The 19,811-nt window shown below is 72.7% G+C and carries 18 protein-coding genes; all 18 read right to left on the reverse strand.

Annotated features, from left to right (window positions below; translation table 11 throughout):
• Positions 1 to 116 precede the first annotated feature (116 nt).
• On the reverse strand, positions 117 to 1,292 hold the full coding sequence (argJ, locus tag AB0B76_RS16930; RefSeq protein ID WP_360375561.1) for a bifunctional glutamate N-acetyltransferase/amino-acid acetyltransferase ArgJ: 1,176 nt from the start codon (positions 1,290 to 1,292) through the stop codon (positions 117 to 119).
• 157 nt (positions 1,293 to 1,449) lie between these two features.
• The gene (gene argC, locus AB0B76_RS16935; protein WP_360375563.1) at positions 1,450 to 2,454 is read right to left on the reverse strand and encodes an N-acetyl-gamma-glutamyl-phosphate reductase; all 1,005 of its coding nucleotides are present in this window, start codon (positions 2,452 to 2,454) and stop codon (positions 1,450 to 1,452) included.
• 46 nt (positions 2,455 to 2,500) lie between these two features.
• Positions 2,501 to 3,904, reverse strand: coding sequence for a hydrolase (locus tag AB0B76_RS16940; RefSeq protein ID WP_360375565.1), 1,404 nt, complete (start codon positions 3,902 to 3,904; stop codon positions 2,501 to 2,503).
• 86 nt (positions 3,905 to 3,990) lie between these two features.
• Complete coding sequence (locus AB0B76_RS16945; RefSeq protein ID WP_360375567.1) at positions 3,991 to 6,708, reverse strand: AAA family ATPase; 2,718 nt, start codon at positions 6,706 to 6,708, stop codon at positions 3,991 to 3,993.
• A gap of 86 nt (positions 6,709 to 6,794) precedes the next feature.
• On the reverse strand, positions 6,795 to 7,382 hold the full coding sequence (locus AB0B76_RS16950; RefSeq protein ID WP_360375569.1) for a hypothetical protein: 588 nt from the start codon (positions 7,380 to 7,382) through the stop codon (positions 6,795 to 6,797).
• A 176-nt stretch (positions 7,383 to 7,558) separates the two neighbouring features.
• The gene (locus tag AB0B76_RS16955) at positions 7,559 to 8,584 is read right to left on the reverse strand and encodes an NAD-dependent epimerase/dehydratase family protein (protein WP_360375570.1); all 1,026 of its coding nucleotides are present in this window, start codon (positions 8,582 to 8,584) and stop codon (positions 7,559 to 7,561) included.
• Between the two features lie 11 nt (positions 8,585 to 8,595).
• Complete coding sequence (locus tag AB0B76_RS16960) at positions 8,596 to 9,393, reverse strand: glycosyltransferase family 2 protein (protein ID WP_360375572.1); 798 nt, start codon at positions 9,391 to 9,393, stop codon at positions 8,596 to 8,598.
• Positions 9,390 to 10,601 (reverse strand): nucleotide sugar dehydrogenase, encoded by a 1,212-nt coding sequence (locus tag AB0B76_RS16965; protein ID WP_360375574.1) that lies wholly within the window; start codon positions 10,599 to 10,601, stop codon positions 9,390 to 9,392. Before AB0B76_RS16965 ends, AB0B76_RS16960 begins: the two co-directional genes overlap by 4 nt.
• Before the next feature lie 83 nt (positions 10,602 to 10,684).
• Positions 10,685 to 13,159 carry a phenylalanine--tRNA ligase subunit beta gene (pheT, locus tag AB0B76_RS16970; protein ID WP_360375576.1) on the reverse strand — a complete coding sequence of 825 codons (2,475 nt, stop codon included), beginning with the start codon at positions 13,157 to 13,159 and terminating at the stop codon, positions 10,685 to 10,687.
• A gap of 1 nt (position 13,160) precedes the next feature.
• Positions 13,161 to 14,246 (reverse strand): phenylalanine--tRNA ligase subunit alpha, encoded by a 1,086-nt coding sequence (gene pheS, locus AB0B76_RS16975; protein ID WP_360375578.1) that lies wholly within the window; start codon positions 14,244 to 14,246, stop codon positions 13,161 to 13,163.
• Positions 14,247 to 14,380: 134 nt separating this feature from the next.
• Complete coding sequence (locus AB0B76_RS16980) at positions 14,381 to 15,139, reverse strand: RNA methyltransferase (RefSeq protein ID WP_360375580.1); 759 nt, start codon at positions 15,137 to 15,139, stop codon at positions 14,381 to 14,383.
• A 22-nt stretch (positions 15,140 to 15,161) separates the two neighbouring features.
• Positions 15,162 to 15,524, reverse strand: a complete 363-nt coding sequence (gene rplT, locus AB0B76_RS16985) for a 50S ribosomal protein L20 (RefSeq protein ID WP_360375582.1) — start codon at positions 15,522 to 15,524, stop codon at positions 15,162 to 15,164.
• 94 nt (positions 15,525 to 15,618) lie between these two features.
• On the reverse strand, positions 15,619 to 15,813 hold the full coding sequence (rpmI, locus tag AB0B76_RS16990; RefSeq protein WP_350612823.1) for a 50S ribosomal protein L35: 195 nt from the start codon (positions 15,811 to 15,813) through the stop codon (positions 15,619 to 15,621).
• 187 nt (positions 15,814 to 16,000) lie between these two features.
• Positions 16,001 to 16,627 carry a translation initiation factor IF-3 gene (infC, locus tag AB0B76_RS16995; protein WP_360376057.1) on the reverse strand — a complete coding sequence of 209 codons (627 nt, stop codon included), beginning with the start codon at positions 16,625 to 16,627 and terminating at the stop codon, positions 16,001 to 16,003.
• A gap of 261 nt (positions 16,628 to 16,888) precedes the next feature.
• The gene (locus tag AB0B76_RS17000) at positions 16,889 to 17,380 is read right to left on the reverse strand and encodes a PH domain-containing protein (protein WP_360375584.1); all 492 of its coding nucleotides are present in this window, start codon (positions 17,378 to 17,380) and stop codon (positions 16,889 to 16,891) included.
• Positions 17,381 to 17,396: 16 nt separating this feature from the next.
• Positions 17,397 to 18,251 (reverse strand): ATP phosphoribosyltransferase, encoded by an 855-nt coding sequence (gene hisG / locus AB0B76_RS17005; protein ID WP_360375586.1) that lies wholly within the window; start codon positions 18,249 to 18,251, stop codon positions 17,397 to 17,399.
• Between the two features lie 55 nt (positions 18,252 to 18,306).
• Complete coding sequence (locus AB0B76_RS17010) at positions 18,307 to 18,576, reverse strand: phosphoribosyl-ATP diphosphatase (RefSeq protein WP_345131942.1); 270 nt, start codon at positions 18,574 to 18,576, stop codon at positions 18,307 to 18,309.
• A gap of 59 nt (positions 18,577 to 18,635) precedes the next feature.
• A complete protein-coding gene (locus AB0B76_RS17015) occupies positions 18,636 to 19,649 on the reverse strand; it encodes a Gmad2 immunoglobulin-like domain-containing protein (RefSeq protein WP_360375588.1) in 1,014 nt (337 codons plus the stop codon).
• Positions 19,650 to 19,811 lie beyond the last annotated feature (162 nt).

Genomic DNA, 19,811 nt, shown 5'->3' on the forward strand with positions numbered 1-19,811 from the left:
AGCGGCCCCTCCGCTCCGCTCCGGACCGCTCACGCCGCCACCTCCGCTTCGCTCCGGCGCCGGCGCGACAGAACTGAGCCCATGGTGAGCGGCCCCTCCGCTCCGCTCCGGACCGCTCACGATGAGTACGCCGAGTTCTCGTGCACGTACCCCATGGAAAGGTCGTTCGTCCAGATCGTCGCGGCCTCGGGGCCGGCGTGCAGGTTCACGGTGACGGTGACCGCGCGGGCGCCGAGGTCCACCTTGGACCGGTCCTCGCCGGCGGCCCCGCCCTTGCAGATCCACACCCCGTTGATGGCCACGTCGACCTCGTCGGGCTCGAAGGCCGCGGCCGTGGTGCCGATGGCGGCGAGGATGCGGCCCCAGTTCGGGTCGTTGCCGAAGAACGCGGTCTTCACGAGGTTGTTGCGGGCGATCGAGCGGCCCACCACGACCGCGTCGGCGGCGGAGGCGGCCCCGGTGACCTCGATGGCGATCTCCTTGGTGGCGCCCTCGGCGTCGGCGATGAGCTGCCGGGCCAGGTCGGCGCAGACCGCGGTGACCGCCTCGGCCAGCTCGTGCGGGGTCGGCTCGATGCCGGAGGCGCCGCTGGCCATGAGCAGGACGGTGTCGTTGGTGGACATGCAGCCGTCGGAGTCGATCCGGTCGAAGGTGACGCCGGTCGCCAGGCGCAGCGCGGTGTCCAGGGTGGTCGCGTCGGCGACGGCGTCGGTGGTGAGCACCACGAGCATGGTGGCCAGGCCCGGCGCGAGCATGCCGGCGCCCTTGGCCATCCCGCCGACGGTGAAGCCCTGTCCACTCTGGACGGCCGTCTTCGGCACGGTGTCGGTGGTCATGATGGCCGTGGCCGCATCCGAGCCGCCGTCGCGGGACAGCGCGCGGGCGGCCGCGTCGACGCCGGCGATCAGCTTCGGCATCGGCAGGCGCTCGCCGATGAGGCCGGTGGAGCAGACGGCGACGTCGCCGGCGCCGACCGGGAAGCGCGAGGCCCGCCCGGACAGCACGGCCGCGGTGTGCTCGGCGGTGGCGTGGGTGTCCTGGAAGCCGGCCGCGCCGGTGCAGGCATTGGCGCCGCCGGAGTTGAGGATGACGGCCCGCACGATGCCGGCCTTGAGCACCTGCTGGCTCCACAGCACCGGGGCGGCCTTGATGCGGTTGCCGGTGAACACGGCGGCCGCGGTGGTGTCGGGCCCGTCGTTGACGACGAGCGCCACGTCGAGCGCCCCGGCGGCGGCCTTGATCCCGGCGGCGACTCCGGACGCCCGGAACCCCTTCGGTGCGGTCACGGTCATGACGTCACCTCCGCTTCGCTCCGGCGCCGGCCCGACGCACCGATGATTCCCTGATGAGCGGCCCCTCCGCCCAGTCTGACTCGATGATGCTTCGCGCTGACTCGATGATGCTTCGCGGGGATCGACCCGGACCGGGCGCCGCCGCGCTGCGGACCGCTCATGGCGCGATCCCGTCGACGGCGAGACCCGCGGTCTCGGGCAGGCCCAGCATGATGTTCGCGTTCTGCACGGCCTGGCCGGCCGCGCCCCGGACGAGGTTGTCGGTGGCCGAGACGACGACGATCCGGCCGCTGTCCACGTCGACGGTCGCCTGCAGGTGCGCGGAGTTGGAGCCGAAGGTCGCGCCGGTCTGCGGCCACTGCCCCTCGGGCAGCACGTGGATGAACGGCTCGCCCTCGTAGGCGGCCGCGAGCACCTCACGCGGGTCGGCCCGCTGCCGGAAACGGGCGGTCACCGTGGCCAGGATGCCCCGCGGCATCGGCGCGAGCACCGGGGTCAGCGACAGCGACCGGGCGCCGCTGGCCTGCTTGATCTCGGGGACGTGCTGGTGCGCGCCGACCTTGTACGGCGTCATCGACCCCATGATCTCGGAGGCGAGCAGGTGCTGCTTGGCCGCGCGGCCGGCGCCCGACGTGCCCGAGGAGGCGACCACGACCACGTCCTCGGGGTCGGCGACCCCGGCGGCGATCAGCGGCGCGAGGGCGAGGACGGTGGTGACCGCGTAGCAGCCGGTGTTGGCGACCCGGGTCGAGGCGGCGATCTGCTCCCGCTGGCCGGGCAGCTCGGGCAGGCCGTAGGTCCAGGTGCCGGCGTGCGCGCCGGGGTAGTACCGCTCCCAGGCCGCGGCGTCCCGGAGCCGGAAGTCGGCGCCCAGGTCGACGATCTTCACCGCCCCGGGCAGCTGCGCGGCCAGGGCGGCCGACTCGCCGTGCGGCAGGGCCAGGAAGACCAGATCGGCGTCGGCGAGCACCTCCGCCTCGGTCTTGGCCAGCACGACGTCGCGGAAGGATCGCACGTGCGGGTGAACGCTCCCGATGGTCGATCCGGCCTGCGCAAACCCGGTGGCGGCGGCGAGCTCCAGGTGCGGGTGGCCGGCGATGAGCCGCAACAGCTCACCGCCGGCGTAGCCCGAGGCCCCCGCAACGGCGACACGTATTCCCATGCGCTCGACTGTATCGCTATGCAAGCGTCTGTTTCAAGGAGGTAACTCAGGCGCCCTTGATGCTGAGGTCGTCGAGCAGGAAGGAGGTGGCCAGCTTGCTGCCCTCCACCCCGGTAAAGGTGATCTTCACGCTGCCGGTCGCGTTCACCGTGAGCGTCTTCTGCTGGTAACCGCTCGACGCGTTCACGTTGGAGTAGGTGGCCAGGGTGGTCGAGCCGGCCGTCACGGTGAGCTTGTCGTAGGCGGTGGTTCCGGTCTCGTCGGTGTCGACCCACAGCCAGAAGGTCAGCACCGCCTGCGAGCACCCCGACGGGATCGCCACCGTCTGGGACAGCGTGTCGGTGTGCGCCGAGCCGTAGCCGTCGAGCCACGCCTTCCATGATCCACCGTGCGCGGCCATTGACGTGTCGTTCGACACAACACCGGAGGTCGCGGTCCACGGGGTCGCCGTGCCGGTCTCGAAGCCGGTGTTCCCGAAGAGCTCGGTGGACGCGCAAGACCCGCCGGGGGTGGTGGGCGGTGGCGTCGAGGCGCCGGTGCCGGCCAGCCAGGCGGTGGCGTTGAGGGCCAGAGCGGCGTTGGTACCGGCGGTGTCGTTCCACCCGTCGTAGAGCGTGTTGCCGGACTGTCCGGTGCCGTCGTCGATCGGCGAGCTGTCGCCCCACACCGCGACCCGGCCCGAGCCGAACGTCGCCGTGGTGAAGAACGCGCCGGTCGTGCCGCCGGGGGTGAAGCCGCTGCGGTACACCAGGCCCTTCACCGAGGCGTTGTCCGCCGGGTGCAGGGTCTGTGTGCTGCCGTTGCGGATGATGCTGCCCGGCACCTTGCCGAACGAGCCGTTGATGACCGGGTCGGTGGTGCTGCTGATCGCGACCGGGTTCTCGGTACCGATGTTGTTCACGTCGATGCTGAAGCCGAACGGGTCGGTGTTGTCGACGCCGTTGTTGGTCAGCAGGTCGTTGCCGATGCGCACCGAGTCCCAGCCGTCGCTGTTGCGGTCGCTGGCGGTGTGGTCGACGATCAGGAAGAACCCGCCGCCGGCCTGGATGAACCGCATGATCGCGGTCTTCTCGGCCGCGCTCAGCGGGGCGTTGGGCTCCGGCATCACGAACTCGTCGAAGTTCTTGAGGTCCAGCGCGCCCGACCCGCCGTAGGTGATGGTGTTCCCGGCCGGCAGGGTCTTGAGGCTGTACTGCCCGGTGCGCTGCAGCGCCACGCCCCACGACGACAGCGCGCCCGTCCAGGACGTCTCGCTCGTCGGGTTGCCGTTCTGGCTCAGGGGGTCGGGCTGGGACGTGCTGATGATCCAGTCGGCATTCCCGGCGGTCTCGGCCTTGGTGTTGTCGAACAGGACACGGTGCACGGCGGCGGCCTCGGATTCGGCCGCCCCGGCCAGGTAGGTGACGCCCGCCGTCATGAGCGCGACGGCGAGCAGGGCCCGCTTGATCACTGCGTACCTCCGGTGGAAGGAATCGGAGGCAGTCTATGTATGACATCGCCACGCGCGGATGAACGCGCGGGTAAGGATAGGGTCGGCTACTCCGGGTCGAGGAACCGCGCGAGCTGGGAGCGGTTGCGCACGTTGAGCCGGCGGTACAGCCGCGTCAGGTTCGCCTCGACCGCCTTGATCGACAGGAAGAGCGCGCGGGCGATCTCCCGGTTGGTGGCGCCGGCCCGGACCAGCTCGACGATGCGCCGCTCGGTCTCGGACAGCCCGGCGCCGCGGCCGCCGTCGAGGCGGGCCAGGTCGGCCGCGGCGACCTCGCGCCACGGGTGGGCGTCGGCCGCGCCGTAGCGGCGGACCGCCTCGGACAGCGCCGCCCGGGCGGCCCCGCGGCGGTGGGCGCGCCGCTCGAGCCCGCCGAGGGTGTAGTAGGCGCGGGCCGTCTCCAGCGGGTACGGGTGGTCGGGCCACTCCTCGATCGCCCGGTGCAGGGCCTCGGCGCCCTCGCGGGCCTCCCCCGTCGCGGCGGTGAGCACGGCGCGGGCGCGGGCCAGGCCCAGGAAGACCACCTGGCGGTCCAGGTGCCGGGCGCGCTGCTCGACCTCGGCGAGCACCTCGGCCGCCTCGTTGCGCGCCCCGGCGCCGACGAGCGCCTCGACGAAGTCGGCGTGCCAGGGCAGGACGCCCGGGTCGAGCCGGCCGAGGCGCTGGTCGAGGGCGTACGCCTCGCGCATCGTCTCGGCCGCGGCCACCGGGTCGCCGCGCAGCAGGTGCACGAGACCGCCGGTCGCGTACGCGAGCTTGATCCAGTCCTCGTCGCCGGCGGCCAGGCACGCGGCCAGCCCCCGCTCGGCGTGGCTCGCGGCCGCCGTGGCGGTCCCGCCCGCGTACTCCACCAGCGCCGCGACCAGGTACCCGGGCCCGGGCGTGGACTCGACGTCGACGTAGAGCCGCACGCAGTCCCGCCCGGCGGTCAGCGCGTCGGCGCAGCGGCCGGCCCGCCAGTAGATGCCGGCCACCGACACCAGCACCGCCGCGAGGTCACGCACGGTGCCGGCCCGCTCCACCGCGATCCGCAGCGCCTCGATCCGCCGCACGGCCTCGGCCGTCTCGCCCTTGAACAGCCGGCTCATCGCGGCCACCTGCCGGGCCGCGACCGTCGCCGGGGTCAGCGACAGGCCCCGGGCGAGCTTGCCGGCCCGCTCCAGGTACTCGTCGCCCTCGGTGCCGAGCAGGATGTTGCCCCGCCAGCTGAGCACCTCGACCAGCCGCTCCATGTCGCCGCACAGCTCGGCGGCCTCCTCGGCCCGCTTGAGCTCGGCCAGCGCGGCCTCGCCGTCGCCGTCCCAGTAGGCCTTGATCCCCTTGTACAGCCGCACGTGGGCGAGCAGGTCCGGGGTGTCGACCGCCTCGACGAACGCGGCGTCGAGCAGCGGGCCGGAGTTGGAGTGGTCCTCACCCGACATCTCCACCAGCAGCAGCCGCGCCCCGACCCGGGTCCGGCGGTCGGCCGCGTCGCGCAGCGCGGCCGCGGCGTGGCGGCGGGCGTCGACCGGCGAGCCGGCCGAGTACGCGTACTGGGCCGCGCTCAACCGGCGCACCGCGGCCACGCCCGGCGTGTCCCGGGGCGTGCGGTCGGCGGCCAGGGCGGCCAGGTCCGCGGCCATCGCGGGCGCGCCCCGCAGCCGGGCCGCCGAGGCGGCGTCGGCCAGGCACTCGGCCAGGCCCTCGTCCGGCTCCGGGCGGGCGGCGGCCAGGTGCCGGGCCCGGTCGACCGGGTCCGTGACGGTGTCGGCGAGCCGTTCGTGGGTCTCCCGGCGGGCGGCGACCGTCGCGTCGGCGTAGACCATCTCCCGTAGCAGCGGGTGCGAGAACCGGATGGCGCCGTCGGGCTCTACGTGGAGTACACCCGAGGCGATCCCGGCCTCGACGTGCGCCTCGCTGAGCCCGCAGGCCCCGAGCAGGGCCAGGCTCGGGCGGGCCGCGGCCGCGATGACCAGCAGCGCGGGCCAGTCCTCGGCGGGCAGCGAGGCCAGCCGGGCCGCCAGCAGCTCCCGGAGCCGGTCGGGCACCGGCAGCGGGTCGGTGACCGGGAACGAGCTGCTGCCGATGGCCCGGCCGAGCTCCACCGCGTAGAGCGGATTGCCGGCGCTGGCCTCGTAGATGCGCTGGACGTGCGCGCGCCCGGCCTCGGCGCCGAAGCGGGCCCGCAGCAGGTCGGCGACGTCGCTCTGGGGCAGCGGCGGGACGGGCAGGGTGACGCTCGGCGGCGGGCACAGGTCGAGCCGGGTCGGCGCGCCGCCGTCGGGCACCCGCTCGGCCGCGAGCACCTTCACCGGCACCTCACCCAGGCGGCGGGAGACGAACCGCAGCACCCCGGCGCTGGGCTCGTCGATCCACTGCACGTCGTCGAGGATGAGCAGCACCGGCCGGTCGGCCGCCAGGGCGCGGAAGAGCTCGAGCACCGCCAGGCGCACGGCCAGCTGGTCGTGCGGGGTCGCGGGCAGGGCGCTGCGCAGCAGGGCGCCGTCCAGCGCCGCGCGCAGATGGGCCGGGAGCAGCTCCGAGGCGTCCGGGGCGCCGTCGAAGAGGTCGACCAGGGCGAGGTAGGGCAGGTCGGCCTCGGCCTCGGCGGCGGCCGCGCGCAGCACCAGCGCCTCGAGCTCGGCTGCCGCCAGCGCGTCCAGGATGGTGGACTTGCCGATGCCGGCCGGCCCGCAGAGCACGACGCTGCCCCCCGCCGCCAGCCGCTCCCGGGCATGGCTCAGGAGATCGGCCCGGCCGATGGGCGCCGACGAGGTGCTCACCACGACGCCGAGTCTCTAACGAACGCCCGTTCGTCGCAACGGCCGGGGAACAAGGCGAGACGCCGAGGTGACGCCCGATCGACCGGTGATCACCGCAGCCGGGCGCAGGGCAGCACAGCCTCCCAGCCGAGCACGGGCCACTGGGCGATGTGCACGCCGGTCCGCGCGAGACCCGGCCGGACAAGGCATTCCGCGCGCGCGGACCGCACGGCGGCCCCCCAGCGCGGGCCGCCGTCGCGCGGGCTCGCCGGGCGCAGGTTCGCGGCCAGCACCACGGCGACAAGTGTCGCGAACACGACAAGTCGCGTTGACCTATGTACGCAACCCAGCGCCCGTACCGATCGTTGGGCGCCGGCCGCGAGGCAGACCCCGGCGGCGACGTCGGGCCGGCCGATCAGCACCAGATAGCGGTCCTCGCCGAACCCGTGCGCGGCCAGCTGCACGGCCCCGGCGAGCGCGGTCGGCCCGGCAGTGAGCAGGTTCGCGCGCCGCCACAACAGCATCCAGAGGCCCGCGTACACGAGCGGGAACTGCAGCTGGGCGAGCGCGTTGGGCACGAACCCCGTCGGCAGCGCCGCGGCGACCACGATCACGGCGGCCGGGAGGCGGTCGAGCCTCGACCGGACCGCGCCGTGGACGGCGAGCCCGAGCAGGCTGGTGATCGCGGCGTCGAGCACCGCGTTCAGGGCGGCCGCCCACTCGACCGGCGACCACCGCGACGGCGGGCCACGCCCACCGCCGCCGGGACCCTTCCCGCACGACCTGCGCGGCGGTCTCGCGTTCCTCGACGAGCGTCACACCCACACCAACGAAAAAGGCCCCGCCAAGCGGCGGGGCCCTCTCCGGGAAGCCTTTACAGGCGGCCTTCCTTGACGGCCTCGGTCACCCACGGGATGACCTCGTCGAGCATCTCGTCGAGGGAGGTCGTCGCCTCGAAGCCGAGCACCTCGCGAGCCTTGGTGCAGTCCGGCACGCGCTTCTGCACGTCGTACTCGTACGGGTCGTCGGAGACCACGCTCAGCGGCTCGTCCGTGCCCTTGATCTTGCGCCAGATCACGTCGGCCAGCTGCAGGACCGTGGTCGACTCGGCGGTGGAGATGTTGAAGTCCTCGTTGAGCGCGTTGTCGGACTCCATCGCGGTGATGATGCCCTTGGCCAGGTCGCCGCCGTAGGTGTAGTGGCGCACCTGCTCCCCGGTGCCCAGGATGTGCAGCGGGTTCTGGCCCTTGACGATCTTCTGCACCAGGTCGGGCACGACGTGCGACATGGCCAGCTTCACGTTGCCGGACAGCACCTCGACCTCGCCCAGCGCGCGGCCCTCGCCGACACCGACGCAGTTGAACGGCCGCACGATCGTGTAGGGCAGCTTGTACTGGTCCCAGGCCGCCTTCGCGTAGTACTCCACGGCGAGCTTCTGGAACCCGTACGACGAGAGCGGCGGCGGGATCTTGCGCTCGTCGCCCTCCTTCGACGGCCAGTGCGTCGTGGACTCGAAGACCATCGACGACGACAGGTACGTCATCTTCTTCAGCGTGCCGCTCTGGTGCGCCTTGATCGCTGCGTCGCAGGACGAGGCCATGATCCGCTCGTTGGCCGCGAGCAGGTCGTAGGCGTAGGCGTGGAAGTACGAGATGCCACCGATGAGCGCCGCGCCGGCGATGAAGTGATCGCAGCCGTCGAGCAGGTCGGTGACCAGGTCGACGTCGCGCGCGTCGCCCTCGACGAAGCGGTAGTCCGGGTGCGAGTCGTAGCTGCGGGTGACCGGACCGTACTTCGAGTAGTTGTCGAGGCCGACGACCTGGTAGCCGCGGGCGAGCAGCTCCTCGACGACATATCCACCGATGAAGCCGGCCGAGCCGGTGACCAGGACCTTTGCCACAAATACTCCTTCTAGCTCTGGGTTGCGGACGAGCTCTCGCGGGCGGCCTGCGCGTCGTCGCGCGCGGCCGTGGAAGCCGGGCGCTTGGCCAGCTTCTCGACGGTCAGTCTGGGGCCGAAGGCGAACCAGTACCACTTGAGGTAGCTCGGCAGGAAACGCCCCACGTCGAAGCGGGACTCGCCGAGCTGCCGGTCGAGCCAGATCGTCGGGATCTCCGCGACGGGCAGGCCCAGCCGGGTCGCCTTCGCGGTCAGCTCGATGCCGATCTCGAAGCCGGTCTTGGACTCGATGCCGACCTGGCGGACGAACGGGGTCGAGTATGCCTTGAAGCTGTTGGTGGCGTCCCGGGTGCCGACGCGCGCGAACCAGTGCAGGCTGCGCCCGGCGTTGCGGGACAGGAACCGCTTGAACCGCGGCCCGCCGACCTGCTGCCCGCCCGGCATGTAGCGCGAGGCGGCCGCGACCACGACCCCGCGGTCCACGAGCCGCGCGAGGTCCTCGATCTGGCGCGGGTCGTCGGAGCCGTCGGCCATGGTGACCACGGCCACGGGGGCGCGGGCGACGTCGATGCCGAAACGGATCGCGTAGGCCGGGCCGCGGCCGTAGGTGTTGAGCACCGGCCGGACCCGCGGGTCGCGCTCCTGCACCTGCAGCGCGAACGGCACGGTGGTGTCCTCGGGCATGTCGTGCACGACGAGGACCTCCGCGGGCATCATCACCTCGCGGAGGATCCGGTCCAGGCAGCGGACGATGGCCTCGCCCTCGTTGTAGACCGGAATGACCACAGAAATCTGTGGCGGCAAGCTCATATACGCACGCCCTTGTTCGTCACGCCCCACATGTCCGCAACCGGGACATCGGTCTGCAGGTCACGGTACTCCGGGTGAGGAGCGGCGATGATGAGCAGGTCGGCGCGGCCGAGGACCTCGTCGAGCGGGACGAACCGGTCGTCCTTGACGTACGGGTCGCTGCAGAGCGTCTCCTTGGCGCGCAGCATGACGACCTTGCGCAGCTTGTAGGCGAGCGACTCGCGGATGTCGTCGCTGCCGCCCTTGAAGGCCATGCCGAGGATGCCGACTGTCATCTCCGACAGGTCGAAGCGCTCCTGGAGCTTGGACACGACGTACAGCGGCAGGCCCTCGTTGATGAGCATCGCGCTGTGGCCGAGCACGAAGTTGTTGTTGTTGAACGCCGCGAGCTGCATGGTGTCCTTGAGCAGGCAAGGCCCGGCCGCGAAGCCGGCGCCGGGCATGTCGGCGGCGCGCGGGTACTGGAAGCGGATCGCGTGCCGGATGCGCTCGAAGTCCAGGCCGAAGTCGTTGGACATCATCCAGAACTGGTTCGCGGCGGCGAACTTGATGTACCGCCACGTGTTCGTGAAGAGCTTGGCGAGCTCCGCCTCCTCCGGCTCCAGGACCACGATCTGGCCGGCCAGGTTGCGGAAGAGCTTCTCGGCGCGCTGGGTCGCCTCGGGGGTGCGCGCGGCGACGATCTGCGGCAGCTCGAACAGCTCGGTCATCGCCTTGCCCTCGGCGATGCGCTCGGGGCAGAACGCGACGTCGGCGTTGACCCCGAGCTTCTTGATCAGCTTCTCGGTGAGCGCGGTGACCCCGGGGTGCACGGTGCTGCGCAGCACGATGAGCTGGCCGTCGCGCAGGTACTCCGCGCAGCGCTCGATCGCCTTCGGCACCGCCGCGATGTTGGGGTTGAGGTGCTCGTCGACCGGCGTGCCCACGATCACGACGAGGTGCTCGGCCGTGGCCACGGTGCTCGGGTCGGTCGATGCCGTGAGCCGGCCCTCGGCGACCGCCTTGGCCAGCGGCTCGGCGGCGCCCTCCTCGTCGAAGGGGAGCGTGCCCGTGTTGACCACGGCGACCGCGGCCTCGTTGATGTCGTACAGGGTGACCTGCAGACCGCGGGACGCGAGCGCGATGCCGAGCGGGAGACCGACCCGGCCGCAACCGCCGATCACCACGACGTCGGTGGTGAAACCCCCCGATGCACTGACGTCTGACACGCGCTGCCCCTTCAGGATTGTCGGCTCGGCGCCGTGACCGTACCATCCTGCCGGTCACGGCTCCGAACCGTCGATGCGTTCCGTCACGCTCCGCGCAGGACGGCCCCGAACCGGTCGGCGGCCACGGCGACCGCGGCGTCGCGGGCGGCCAGGGCCTCCTCGCCGGTGAGCGTGCGGTCCGGCGCGCGGAACGTCAGCTTGTAGGCCAGGGACTTGCGGCCCTCACCCAGCTGCGCCCCGGCGTACACGTCGAAGAGCCGCACCGACTCCAGCAGCGGCCCCGCGCCCTCGGCCAGCGCCGCCCCGACCGCGCCGGCCGGGGTGGCCGCGTCGACCACGACCGCCACGTCGATCAGCGCCGTGGGGAAGCTCGACAGCCGGGGCGCGATCCACACGCCCGGGATCGGCAGCGCGTCGAGGTCGATCTCCATGGCGACGGTACGACGGGGCAGGTCCAGGTCCGCGCAGACGGCCGGGTGCAGCTCACCCGCGTGCCCGACGACGGTGTCGCCGACGAGCAGCGCCGCGCAGCGCCCCGGGTGCCACGGCGCCTCGGCCGCGGCCCGCACGGTCAGCTCGACGCCGGCCGCGGCCGCCGCGACCTTCGCGGACTCGACCGCGTCGGCCCAGTCGGCCGGGCGGCCGCCGCCCCACCAGCCGGCCGGGTCGGCCTCGCCGGCGATGACGGTCGCCACGTGCCACGGCTGGCGCGGCAGGAGCGCCTCGACGGCCGCGAACTCGTCCGCGCTGGGCGGCCCGTCGACGCCGTGCGCGGGCGCGACGGCGAGCGGCCCGTCGGGCAGGAAGACCGGCCCGATCTCGAACAGCGCGGTGTCGCGCAGACCGCGCCCGAGGTTACGGCGCAGCGCGGCCAGCAGCGGCGGGAGCAGCGTGGTGCGCAGGCCCGGCTCCTCGTCGGAGATCGGGTTGCGCAGCAGCAGGGCGTTGCGGCGCTCGTCGCCGGCCGGGATGCGCATCGCGTCGAGAGCCGCCTCGCCGACGAACGGCCAGCACAGCGCCTCCACGTAGCCGGCGTCGGCCAGGGCCCGCCCGACCGTGCGCCGGCGCCGCTGGGTCGCGGTGAGCCCGCGCCCGGGCGGCGCGATCGGCAGGACGCTCGGGATCCGGTCGTACCCGTCGAGGCGCAGCACCTCCTCGGCGAGGTCGGCCGGGTCGTTGAGGTCGTGCCGCCAGCTCGGCGGGGTGACGGCGAGCGCGTCGCCGTCCACGACCACCTGGGTGCCGATCATCGCGAGGATCTCCAGCACCCGCTCCGGCGTGTAGTCGACGCCGGCCAGCTGCGAGGGGCGCTGGACGGTCATCGTGACCGGCGCGGGCGGCACGACCGCGTAGACGTCGGTGACGCCGGTGGAGACGGTGCCGCCGCCGTGCTCGGCCAGCAGCTCCGCCGCCCGGGCGCAGGCCGCCGCGGTGATCTGCGGGTCGACGCCGCGCTCGTAGCGCTTGCCGGCCTCGCTGGGCAGCTTGTGCCGGCGGATGGTGCGCGCGACCGAGCGCGGGTCCCAGTGCGCGGCCTCGAGCAGCACGTCGACGGTCGCGGGCGAGACCTCGGTGGTGGTGCCGCCCATGACGGCCGCGAGCGAGACGACGCCCGTGCCGTCGGCGATGACGATGTCCTCGGGGTCGAGCGCGCGGCTGACGCCGTCGAGCGTGGTCAGCTTCTCCCCCGGCTGCGCGCGCCGCACGACCAGCGGGCCGGTCAGCTGCCCGAGGTCCCAGGCGTGCATCGGCTGGCCCATCTCGATCATCACGTAGTTGGTGATGTCGACCGGCAGCGAGATGGACCGGATGCCGGCCGTGGCCAGGCGCGTCCTGATCCACTGCGGGGTGGCCGCGGCCGGGTCGACGCCGCGCACGGCGACGGCGGTGAACCGGTCGCAGGCCACGCTGTCGAGGACCTCGATCGGGTACGCCTCGCCGCCGTCGCCCTCCAGCGGGACGACCGCCGCGACCGGGTCGCGGTAGGCGCCGCCGAGGGAGTGCGACAGCTCGCGGGCGATGCCGCGCACGGAGAAGCAGTACCCGCGGTCGGGGGTGATGTTGATCTCGACCACGACGTCGTCGAGCCCGACGAGCGGGCGGCCCTCGTCGCCCGGCTTCGCCGAGTCGGGGGTCAGCACGATGATCCCGTCGTGGTCGTCGCTGACCCCGAGCTCCTGGCCGGAGCAGATCATGCCGTTGGAGACGTGCCCGTAGGTCTTGCGCGCGGAGATGGTGAAGCCGCCGGGCAGCACGGCGCCGGGCAGCGCCACGACGACGAGGTCGCCCTCGGCGAAGTTGCGGGCGCCGCAGATGATCCCCTGGGGCTGCTCGTTGCCGACGTCGACCAGGCAGTACCGGATGGGCTTCTTCAGCCCCGTGAGCTCCTCGATCGACTCGACCCGCCCGACCACCAGCGGCCCGGTGACACTGGCGCCGGCGTCGGTCAGCTCCTCGACCTCCAGGCCGACCTTGACCAGGGCCTTCTCCAGCCCGTCGCCGTCGAGGCCGATCGGCAGGTCGACGTGCTCGCGCAGCCAGGAAAGCGAAACGCGCACCTCAGGCCTCCCATCCGAACGCCCGCGCGTACCGCACGTCGCCCTCCACCATGTCGCGCATGTCGGCGGCCTCGTTGCGGAACATCAGCGCCCGCTCGATGCCCATGCCGAACGCGAAGCCGGAGTACTCCTCCGGGTCGATACCGCAGGCGCGCAGCACCCGCGGGTTCACCATGCCGCAGCCGCCCCACTCGACCCAGCGCGGGCCGTCGCGGTGCTGCGGGAACCACAGGTCGATCTCGGCGCCCGGCTCCACGAACGGGAAGTAGGACGGGCGCAGCCGCGTGCGGGCCTGGTCGCCGAAGAGGCCCTTGACGAAGTTGTCCAGGGTGCCCTTGAGGTGGCCCATCGTGATGCCCTTGTCCACGACCAGGCCCTCGACCTGGTGGAAGACCGGGGTGTGGGTCGCGTCGAGCTCGTCCGTGCGGTAGGTGCGGCCCGGGCAGACGATGTAGATCGGCGGCTTGCGGCTGGTCATCGTCCGCGCCTGCACCGGCGAGGTGTGCGTGCGCAGCACCACGCGCGAGTCGTCGTCCTCGTGCGGGGCGCCGGCCTTCACGAAGAAGGTGTCCATCATCGAGCGCGCCGGGTGGTCCGGGTGCATGTTGAGGGCGTCGAAGTTGTACCACTCCCACTCGACCTCGGGCCCCTCGGCGACCTCGTAGCCCATGCTCACGAACAGGTCCCCGACCCGCTCCATGATCTTGGTCAGCGGGTGCTGGGCGCCGGTCGGGCGGCGGGCGGCCGGCAGCGTGACGTCAACGGCCTCCTCGACGAGCACCCGCTCCTCGCGCTCGGCGGTGAGCGCCACGAGCCGGGCGTCGAACGCGCCCTGGATGGCGACGCGGGCGAGGTTGACGCGCTTGCCGGCGTCGGCCTTGGCGGCCGGGGGCAGCGAGCCGATCTCGCGGCGGGCCAGGGAGATCGGGGCGCGGTCGCCGAGGTGCTGGTGCTTCAGCGCGGCGAGCGCGTCGAGGTCGCCCGCTCCGGCGAACGCCTTGTCGGCCGCGGCGACCGCGTCGTCGAGCGCGCCCTGGTCGAGCAGAGCGGCCTGTTTCGGATCGTACGGATCATTGCGGTACGTCATCGGACTCTTCCCACGGGAGATTGGCCTCGGACAGTGTAGTGAGGTCCGCCCGCCGGTCGTGGGAAGGTGTCAGGAGCTCGTGCGTCCCGTCCGCCCACCGTCTCCGGCGGGCCAGATAAACAGGCGCATCTCGGCTACTCCCTCATCGCTTTGGCGGAACTGTACAAGCATACCGCCGCGGCCGCAGCCAGATTCAGGCTCTCGGCGCCGCCGTAGAGGGGCACCCGGACCCGCCGGTCGGCCGCCAGCTCGCGGGGCAGGCCGTGCGCCTCGGAGCCGAACAGCCAGGCGGTCGGCTTCCCGAGCGTGTCGAGATCGAACAGGTCGGTGTCGCCGTAGCCGTCGGCGGCGAGCACCTGGATGCCGGCATTTCGCAACGCATCCACGGTGGCGCCGGCGTCGCGGGCCCGGACGACGTCGACGTGGAACAGGCTGCCGGCCGAGGAGCGCACGGCCTTGCCGTTGTACGGGTCGACGGAGTCGCCGGCGAAGACGACGGCCCGGGCGCCGGCCGCGTCGGCGGTGCGCAGGACGGTGCCGGCGTTGCCGGGATCGCGGATGTCGACGCACACGGCCACGAGCCGCGGGCGGGCGGCGAGGGCGGCGTCGAGCGGGATGTCGCGCTGCCGGCAGACGGCCACGAGGCCCTGCGGCTGCACGGTGTCGGCGAGCGCCTCCAGGGCGGCGTCGTCGACGAGCGAGTGCTCGGCGGTCAGCTCCGGGTAGCGGGCGACGGCCTCGGCGGTGGCGAACAGCTCGGCGACGGCCCCGGCCTTGAGCGCCTCGCGGACCGCCTGCGGGCCCTCGGCCAGGAATCGGCCGGACTCGTCGCGGTCCCGGCGGCGGTGCAGGCGCCGGGCGGCAACGACCCGGGGCGTTCGAACGGTGAACACCCCGGGTCGCGGTCGATCGTGCTCAGGCGGCGGCAACGGCCGTCTTCGCCACCTGGACCAGGCCGCTGAAGGCCTTCTCGTCGCTGACGGCGAGCTCGGCGAGGATCTTGCGGTCCACCTCGACGCCGGCCAGGCGCAGGCCCTGGATCAGGCGGTTGTACGTCAGGCCGTTCGCGCGGGCCGCGGCGTTGATCCGGGTGATCCACAGCTGGCGGAAGTCACCCTTGCGGTCGCGACGGTCGCGGTAGGCGTACTGCATCGAGTGCAGCACCTGCTCCTTGGCCTTGCGGTACAGCCGCGAGCGCTGCCCGCGGTAGCCGCTGGCGGTCTCCAGGACGGTGCGGCGCTTCTTCTGGGCGTTCACTGCCCGCTTTACGCGTGCCACGGTTCTAACTCCTCATGCAAGACCGGCCGCGGGGGCGTGCCCCGGCGCGGGCCGGTCGAAAGTCAAGAAAGGTCGGGGGGAGAACGCCGCTGGGTTATCGGCCGAGGAGCTTGTTGACGCGGCGGGTCTCCGATGCACCGAGCTCGACGTTGCCGCTCAGGCGACGGGTCCGCTTGCTCGGCTTGACCTCGAGGAGGTGGCGCTTGCCGGCCGGCTCGCTGAGGATCTTGCCGCGACCGGTGATCTTCACGCGCTTCTTCATCCCGGAGTGCGGTTTGAACTTCGGCATGCTGATGTTGCCCTTCAGTAGCTCCGGCGCGCAGCCGGGCTCCGCGCAGTGCGGAACCGCCCGCACGACGCGGTGGTGGACATGGTGTTGCTCCGCCCCGGGCCGCTGGTGCGGCCCGGGCGTTATGGCCGCCCCGGTCATGGTGACGATCGGGGCGCCGGTGCGGCCTGGTGTCAGGCCGTTCGGATCAAGCCTGGTCGGCGGTGACCGGCTCGGGCAGCCCGGCGACCAGGTCTGGTTCGCCCTCCGCGCCCGTGCCGCCGTCCGCCTTGCCCTCGCGACGCTCGGTCGCGGCGGCCTTCACATTGCGGTGCGGCGCCAAGACCATGATCATGTTGCGGCCGTCCTGCTTCGGCGCGGCCTCGACGAAGCCCAGCTCCGAGATCTCCTCCGAGAGCTTGCGCAGCAGCCGGAAACCAAGCTCCGGGCGGCTCTGCTCGCGGCCACGGAACATGATCGTTACCTTGACCTTGTCGCCCGCCTTGAGGAACCGCACCACGTGACCCTTTTTGGTCTCGTAGTCGTGCGGATCGATCTTCGGGCGGAGCTTCATCTCCTTGATGACGGTCTGCTGCTGGTTACGCCGGGCTTCCCGGGCCTTGAGCGCGCTCTCGTACTTGAACTTGCCGAAGTCCATGAGCTTGCAGACGGGCGGGCGTGCCATGGGCGCAACTTCGACCAGGTCCAGGTCCACGTCGGCGGCCAGCTGGAGTGCGCGCTCGAGCGGGACGATGCCCACCTGCTCACCCTCCGGGCCGACCAGCCGGACCTCACGTGCCCGGATCTGCTCGTTGACGCGTGGCTCGACGCTGATGTGGCCTCCTCGATAGGTACTTCACTCATACGGTCGACGCATCCTGCAAAGCAACGCCAAAAACCCCCGCCGCGCATGCGCAGGCGAGGGCCGTTCGACCGCTACGACCAGTATAGGCCGCTGCGGTCGGACCGGACCCGGCTGCCGTGTGTCAGCTGCGCGGGTGGGGGCTCGAGGCCCCGCTTCGAACATCCCGGTTGGGACGGGATGCGGTCGACGGAAGCTACTCTACCACGAATGGATCCGCCGGCGCCTGGCCGATCAGGCCTCGGCCGACGAGGCCTGTGACGTTTGAGTCAAGGAGGCGGTGTGGAGGGCGCGGAGGCGCCGGGCGGCCTTGACGGCGTAGTCCTTGTCGGCCATCTGCACCGCCATGACGGCCACCCGCTCGTCGTCGTGCAGGTCGAGGGTGAGCCAGGGCGCACCGCGGCCGAAGGTCACCCCGCGGACGACCTCCCAGGGCAGGTCGTAGGAGCCGATGATGTTGCGCACCCGGACCCCGTGCTCGTCGGCCCGGACCCGGGGGCGGGTCATGAGCAGGATGCCGGCGGCCGCGCACAGGCCCAGGCCGATCATGGCCGCCTGGTCGCCGCGCTGGAAGTAGCCGGGCCCGTCGCCGGTCTTGCCGTGCAGGCCGAAGGCGATGAGCGTGAAGACGATGACGACGACCAGTGCCAGGACGTAGGCGATGATCCGCGCCCGCTGCGGACGGGCGACGACGGGGGCCGTGACCGGGCTCTGCTCGCTGCTCACGGCCCCCAGTCTGCCACTACAGGCGGCAGGCGTGGATTCCGGTCACCAGGATGGCGCGGGCGCCGACCTCGTACAGCTCGTCCATGATCCGGTGCACCTCGGCCTGGGGCACCATGGCCTGCACGGCGACCCAGCCCTCGCGGTGCAGCGGGGAGATGGTGGGCGACTCGATGCCCGGGGTGAGCGCGACGGCCGCGTCCAGGGAGTCGGCCCGCACGTCGTAGGCGAGCATCACGTACTCCCGGGCGACGAGGACGCCCTGGAGGCGGCGCAGCAGCTGCGGTACACCCGCCGGAAGCTCCTCCCCCGCACGCCGGATGAGCAGCGCCGAGGATTTCAGGATCGGCTCCCCGAGCGTGTCGAGGCCGGCCTGGCGCAGCGTCTTGCCCGTCTCGACCACGTCGGCGATGACGTCGGCGACGCCAAGGCGGATGGCGTTCTCCACGGCGCCGTCGAGCCGGATGACCTCGGCCCGCACGCCGTGCTCGGCGAAGTAGCGCTCCATCACGCCGGGGTAGGCGGTGGCGACCCGCAGGCCCTCCAGGTCGGACGGGGCGGAGCCCTTCACCGAGCCGGGGACGGCGGCGAAGCGGAACGTGGCGCGGCCGAAGTTGAGGTCGAGCACCTCCACGGCCGGGCTGCCCGCGTCGATGAGCAGGTCACGGCCGGTGATGCCGAGGTCGAGGTCGCCGGAGCCGACGTAGGTGGCGATGTCGCGCGGGCGCAGGTAGAAGAACTCGACGCCGTTGGCCTCGTCGCGGCAGAGCAGGTCCTTGGGGTCGGAGCGCTGGCGGTAGCCGGCCTCCTGGAGCATCTGGGTGGCGGGAGCGGCGAGCGTGCCCTTGTTGGGCACGGCGATACGGAGGAGCATTTGCTGGTCTCCAGACGGGTGGGTTGTCGGCGGGTACGGGAAGAACGGGACCGAACTACAGATGTCGGTAGACGTCTTCCAGCGACAGCCCGGTCGCCAGCATCAGGCACTGCACCTGGTACAGCAGCTGCGAAAGCTCCTCCGCGGTGCGCTCCCGGCCCTCATGCTCGGCCGCCATCCAGCTCTCGGCGGCCTCCTCGACGACCTTCTTGCCGATGAAATGCACGCCCTTCTCCAGCGCCGCCACGGTGCCGGATCCCGGGGTGCCGGCCGCCGCCTTGGCGCTCAGCTCGGCGAACAGCTCGTCGAAGGTCTTCACGGGCAGGGATTCTCGCAGGCCTGAGCCCCCGAACGGAATCCGATTGATGACAGGCGTGTCGCCGATCACCCCACCGAGAATTCATGATCGTCGACCCACTGCACGCTGCCGTCCTTCTCGGAGCGCAGGAAAGCCTCCACCGTGTACCGCCCCGAGGGCAGCGTCACCTGCACGCGCGCCTCGCCCAGGGCCGGGGCGCCCGCGCTCAGCTGCACGACCCGCTCGTCGACGATGGCCCCGCCGGCGTCGCGGACGCGCAGGTCGACCGTGCCCTCGGGGACCACCCCGGCGAGGTACACCGTGAAGGTCTTGCCCACCACCGCGCCCTGGTCGGGCTCGATCACCCAGACCGGCGCCTGGAGCTCGGCGAGGGTGCCCTGGTGCAGCGTCCCGCTCGTGTCGACGGCGCCCCACAGGCGGGCCACCGGCGCGCCGTCGACGAGCACCCGCACCCCGTCGGCGTGGCGCATCGAGGTGTACGTCGCGGCGGCCAGCACGGTGTAGACGAGCTGCTGGACGGCGAGCGGCGGGTCGGCCGGGGCGGTGCCGACGCCGCCGAGGTCGACGGTGACCCGGCTCCCGTCGATGGTGACGCCGTGCACCTCGACGGTGTCCGGCCACAGGCTGCGGTAGTCGGGGTCCTTGGCCCGGCCCTGCAGCGAGAGCAGGACGGCGGCCCGGATGCGGGCCTGGTCGCCGTCGGCGGTGGCGGGGAGGAACTCGCGGTACAGGCGGCCGTTGCGGGTGAAGTAGGCCGGCAGGTTGACGCTCCCCGGCGGGGCCGGCGCGGGCGTGGACGGCGCGGTGCTGGGGGCCGGCGCCTCGGCCGTGCCGGAGATGCGCGCCGCCGGCGGGAAGGTCCGGTGCTCGCCGCGGGTGGTCTCGACCGCGACGACGCCGGCGGCGATGGCGGTCGCGACGGCCGCGACCGCGCCGACCATGGCCCACAGGCCGAAGCCCCGGGCGGCCGCGGTGCGCTGCCGGATGCGGGGCAGGGCGTCCGGGGCCGGCTCGACCTCGGCGGCGCGGGCCCGCAGCGCCTCACGGAGCCGCTCCTCGGGTGACTGACCGGGCCTCACGCCGGCACCTCCGCAAGCTCCGGCACCAGCACGACAAAACTGTGCCCCTGGCGAGCGGCCCCTCCGCTGCGCTCCGGACCACGCGCCGGCACCTCCGCAAGCTCCGGCACCAGCACGACAAAACTGTGCCTCTGGTGAGCGGCCCCTCCGCTGCGCTCCGCG

It is taken from the genome of Dactylosporangium sp. NPDC049140 (genome assembly GCF_040648435.1).

Excerpts from the sequence above, each read along its gene's own strand:
- pheS (WP_360375578.1), bottom strand. The coding sequence starts at position 14,246 with ATGACGTACCGCAATGATCCGTACGATCCGAAACAGGCCGCTCTGCTC.
- AB0B76_RS16960 (WP_360375572.1), bottom strand. The coding sequence starts at position 9,393 with ATGAGCTTGCCGCCACAGATTTCTGTGGTCATTCCGGTCTACAACGAG.
- rpmI (WP_350612823.1), bottom strand. The coding sequence starts at position 15,813 with ATGCCGAAGTTCAAACCGCACTCCGGGATGAAGAAGCGCGTGAAGATC.
- hisG (WP_360375586.1), bottom strand. The coding sequence starts at position 18,251 with ATGCTCCTCCGTATCGCCGTGCCCAACAAGGGCACGCTCGCCGCTCCC.
- argC (WP_360375563.1), bottom strand. The coding sequence starts at position 2,454 with ATGGGAATACGTGTCGCCGTTGCGGGGGCCTCGGGCTACGCCGGCGGT.
- argJ (WP_360375561.1), bottom strand. The coding sequence starts at position 1,292 with ATGACCGTGACCGCACCGAAGGGGTTCCGGGCGTCCGGAGTCGCCGCC.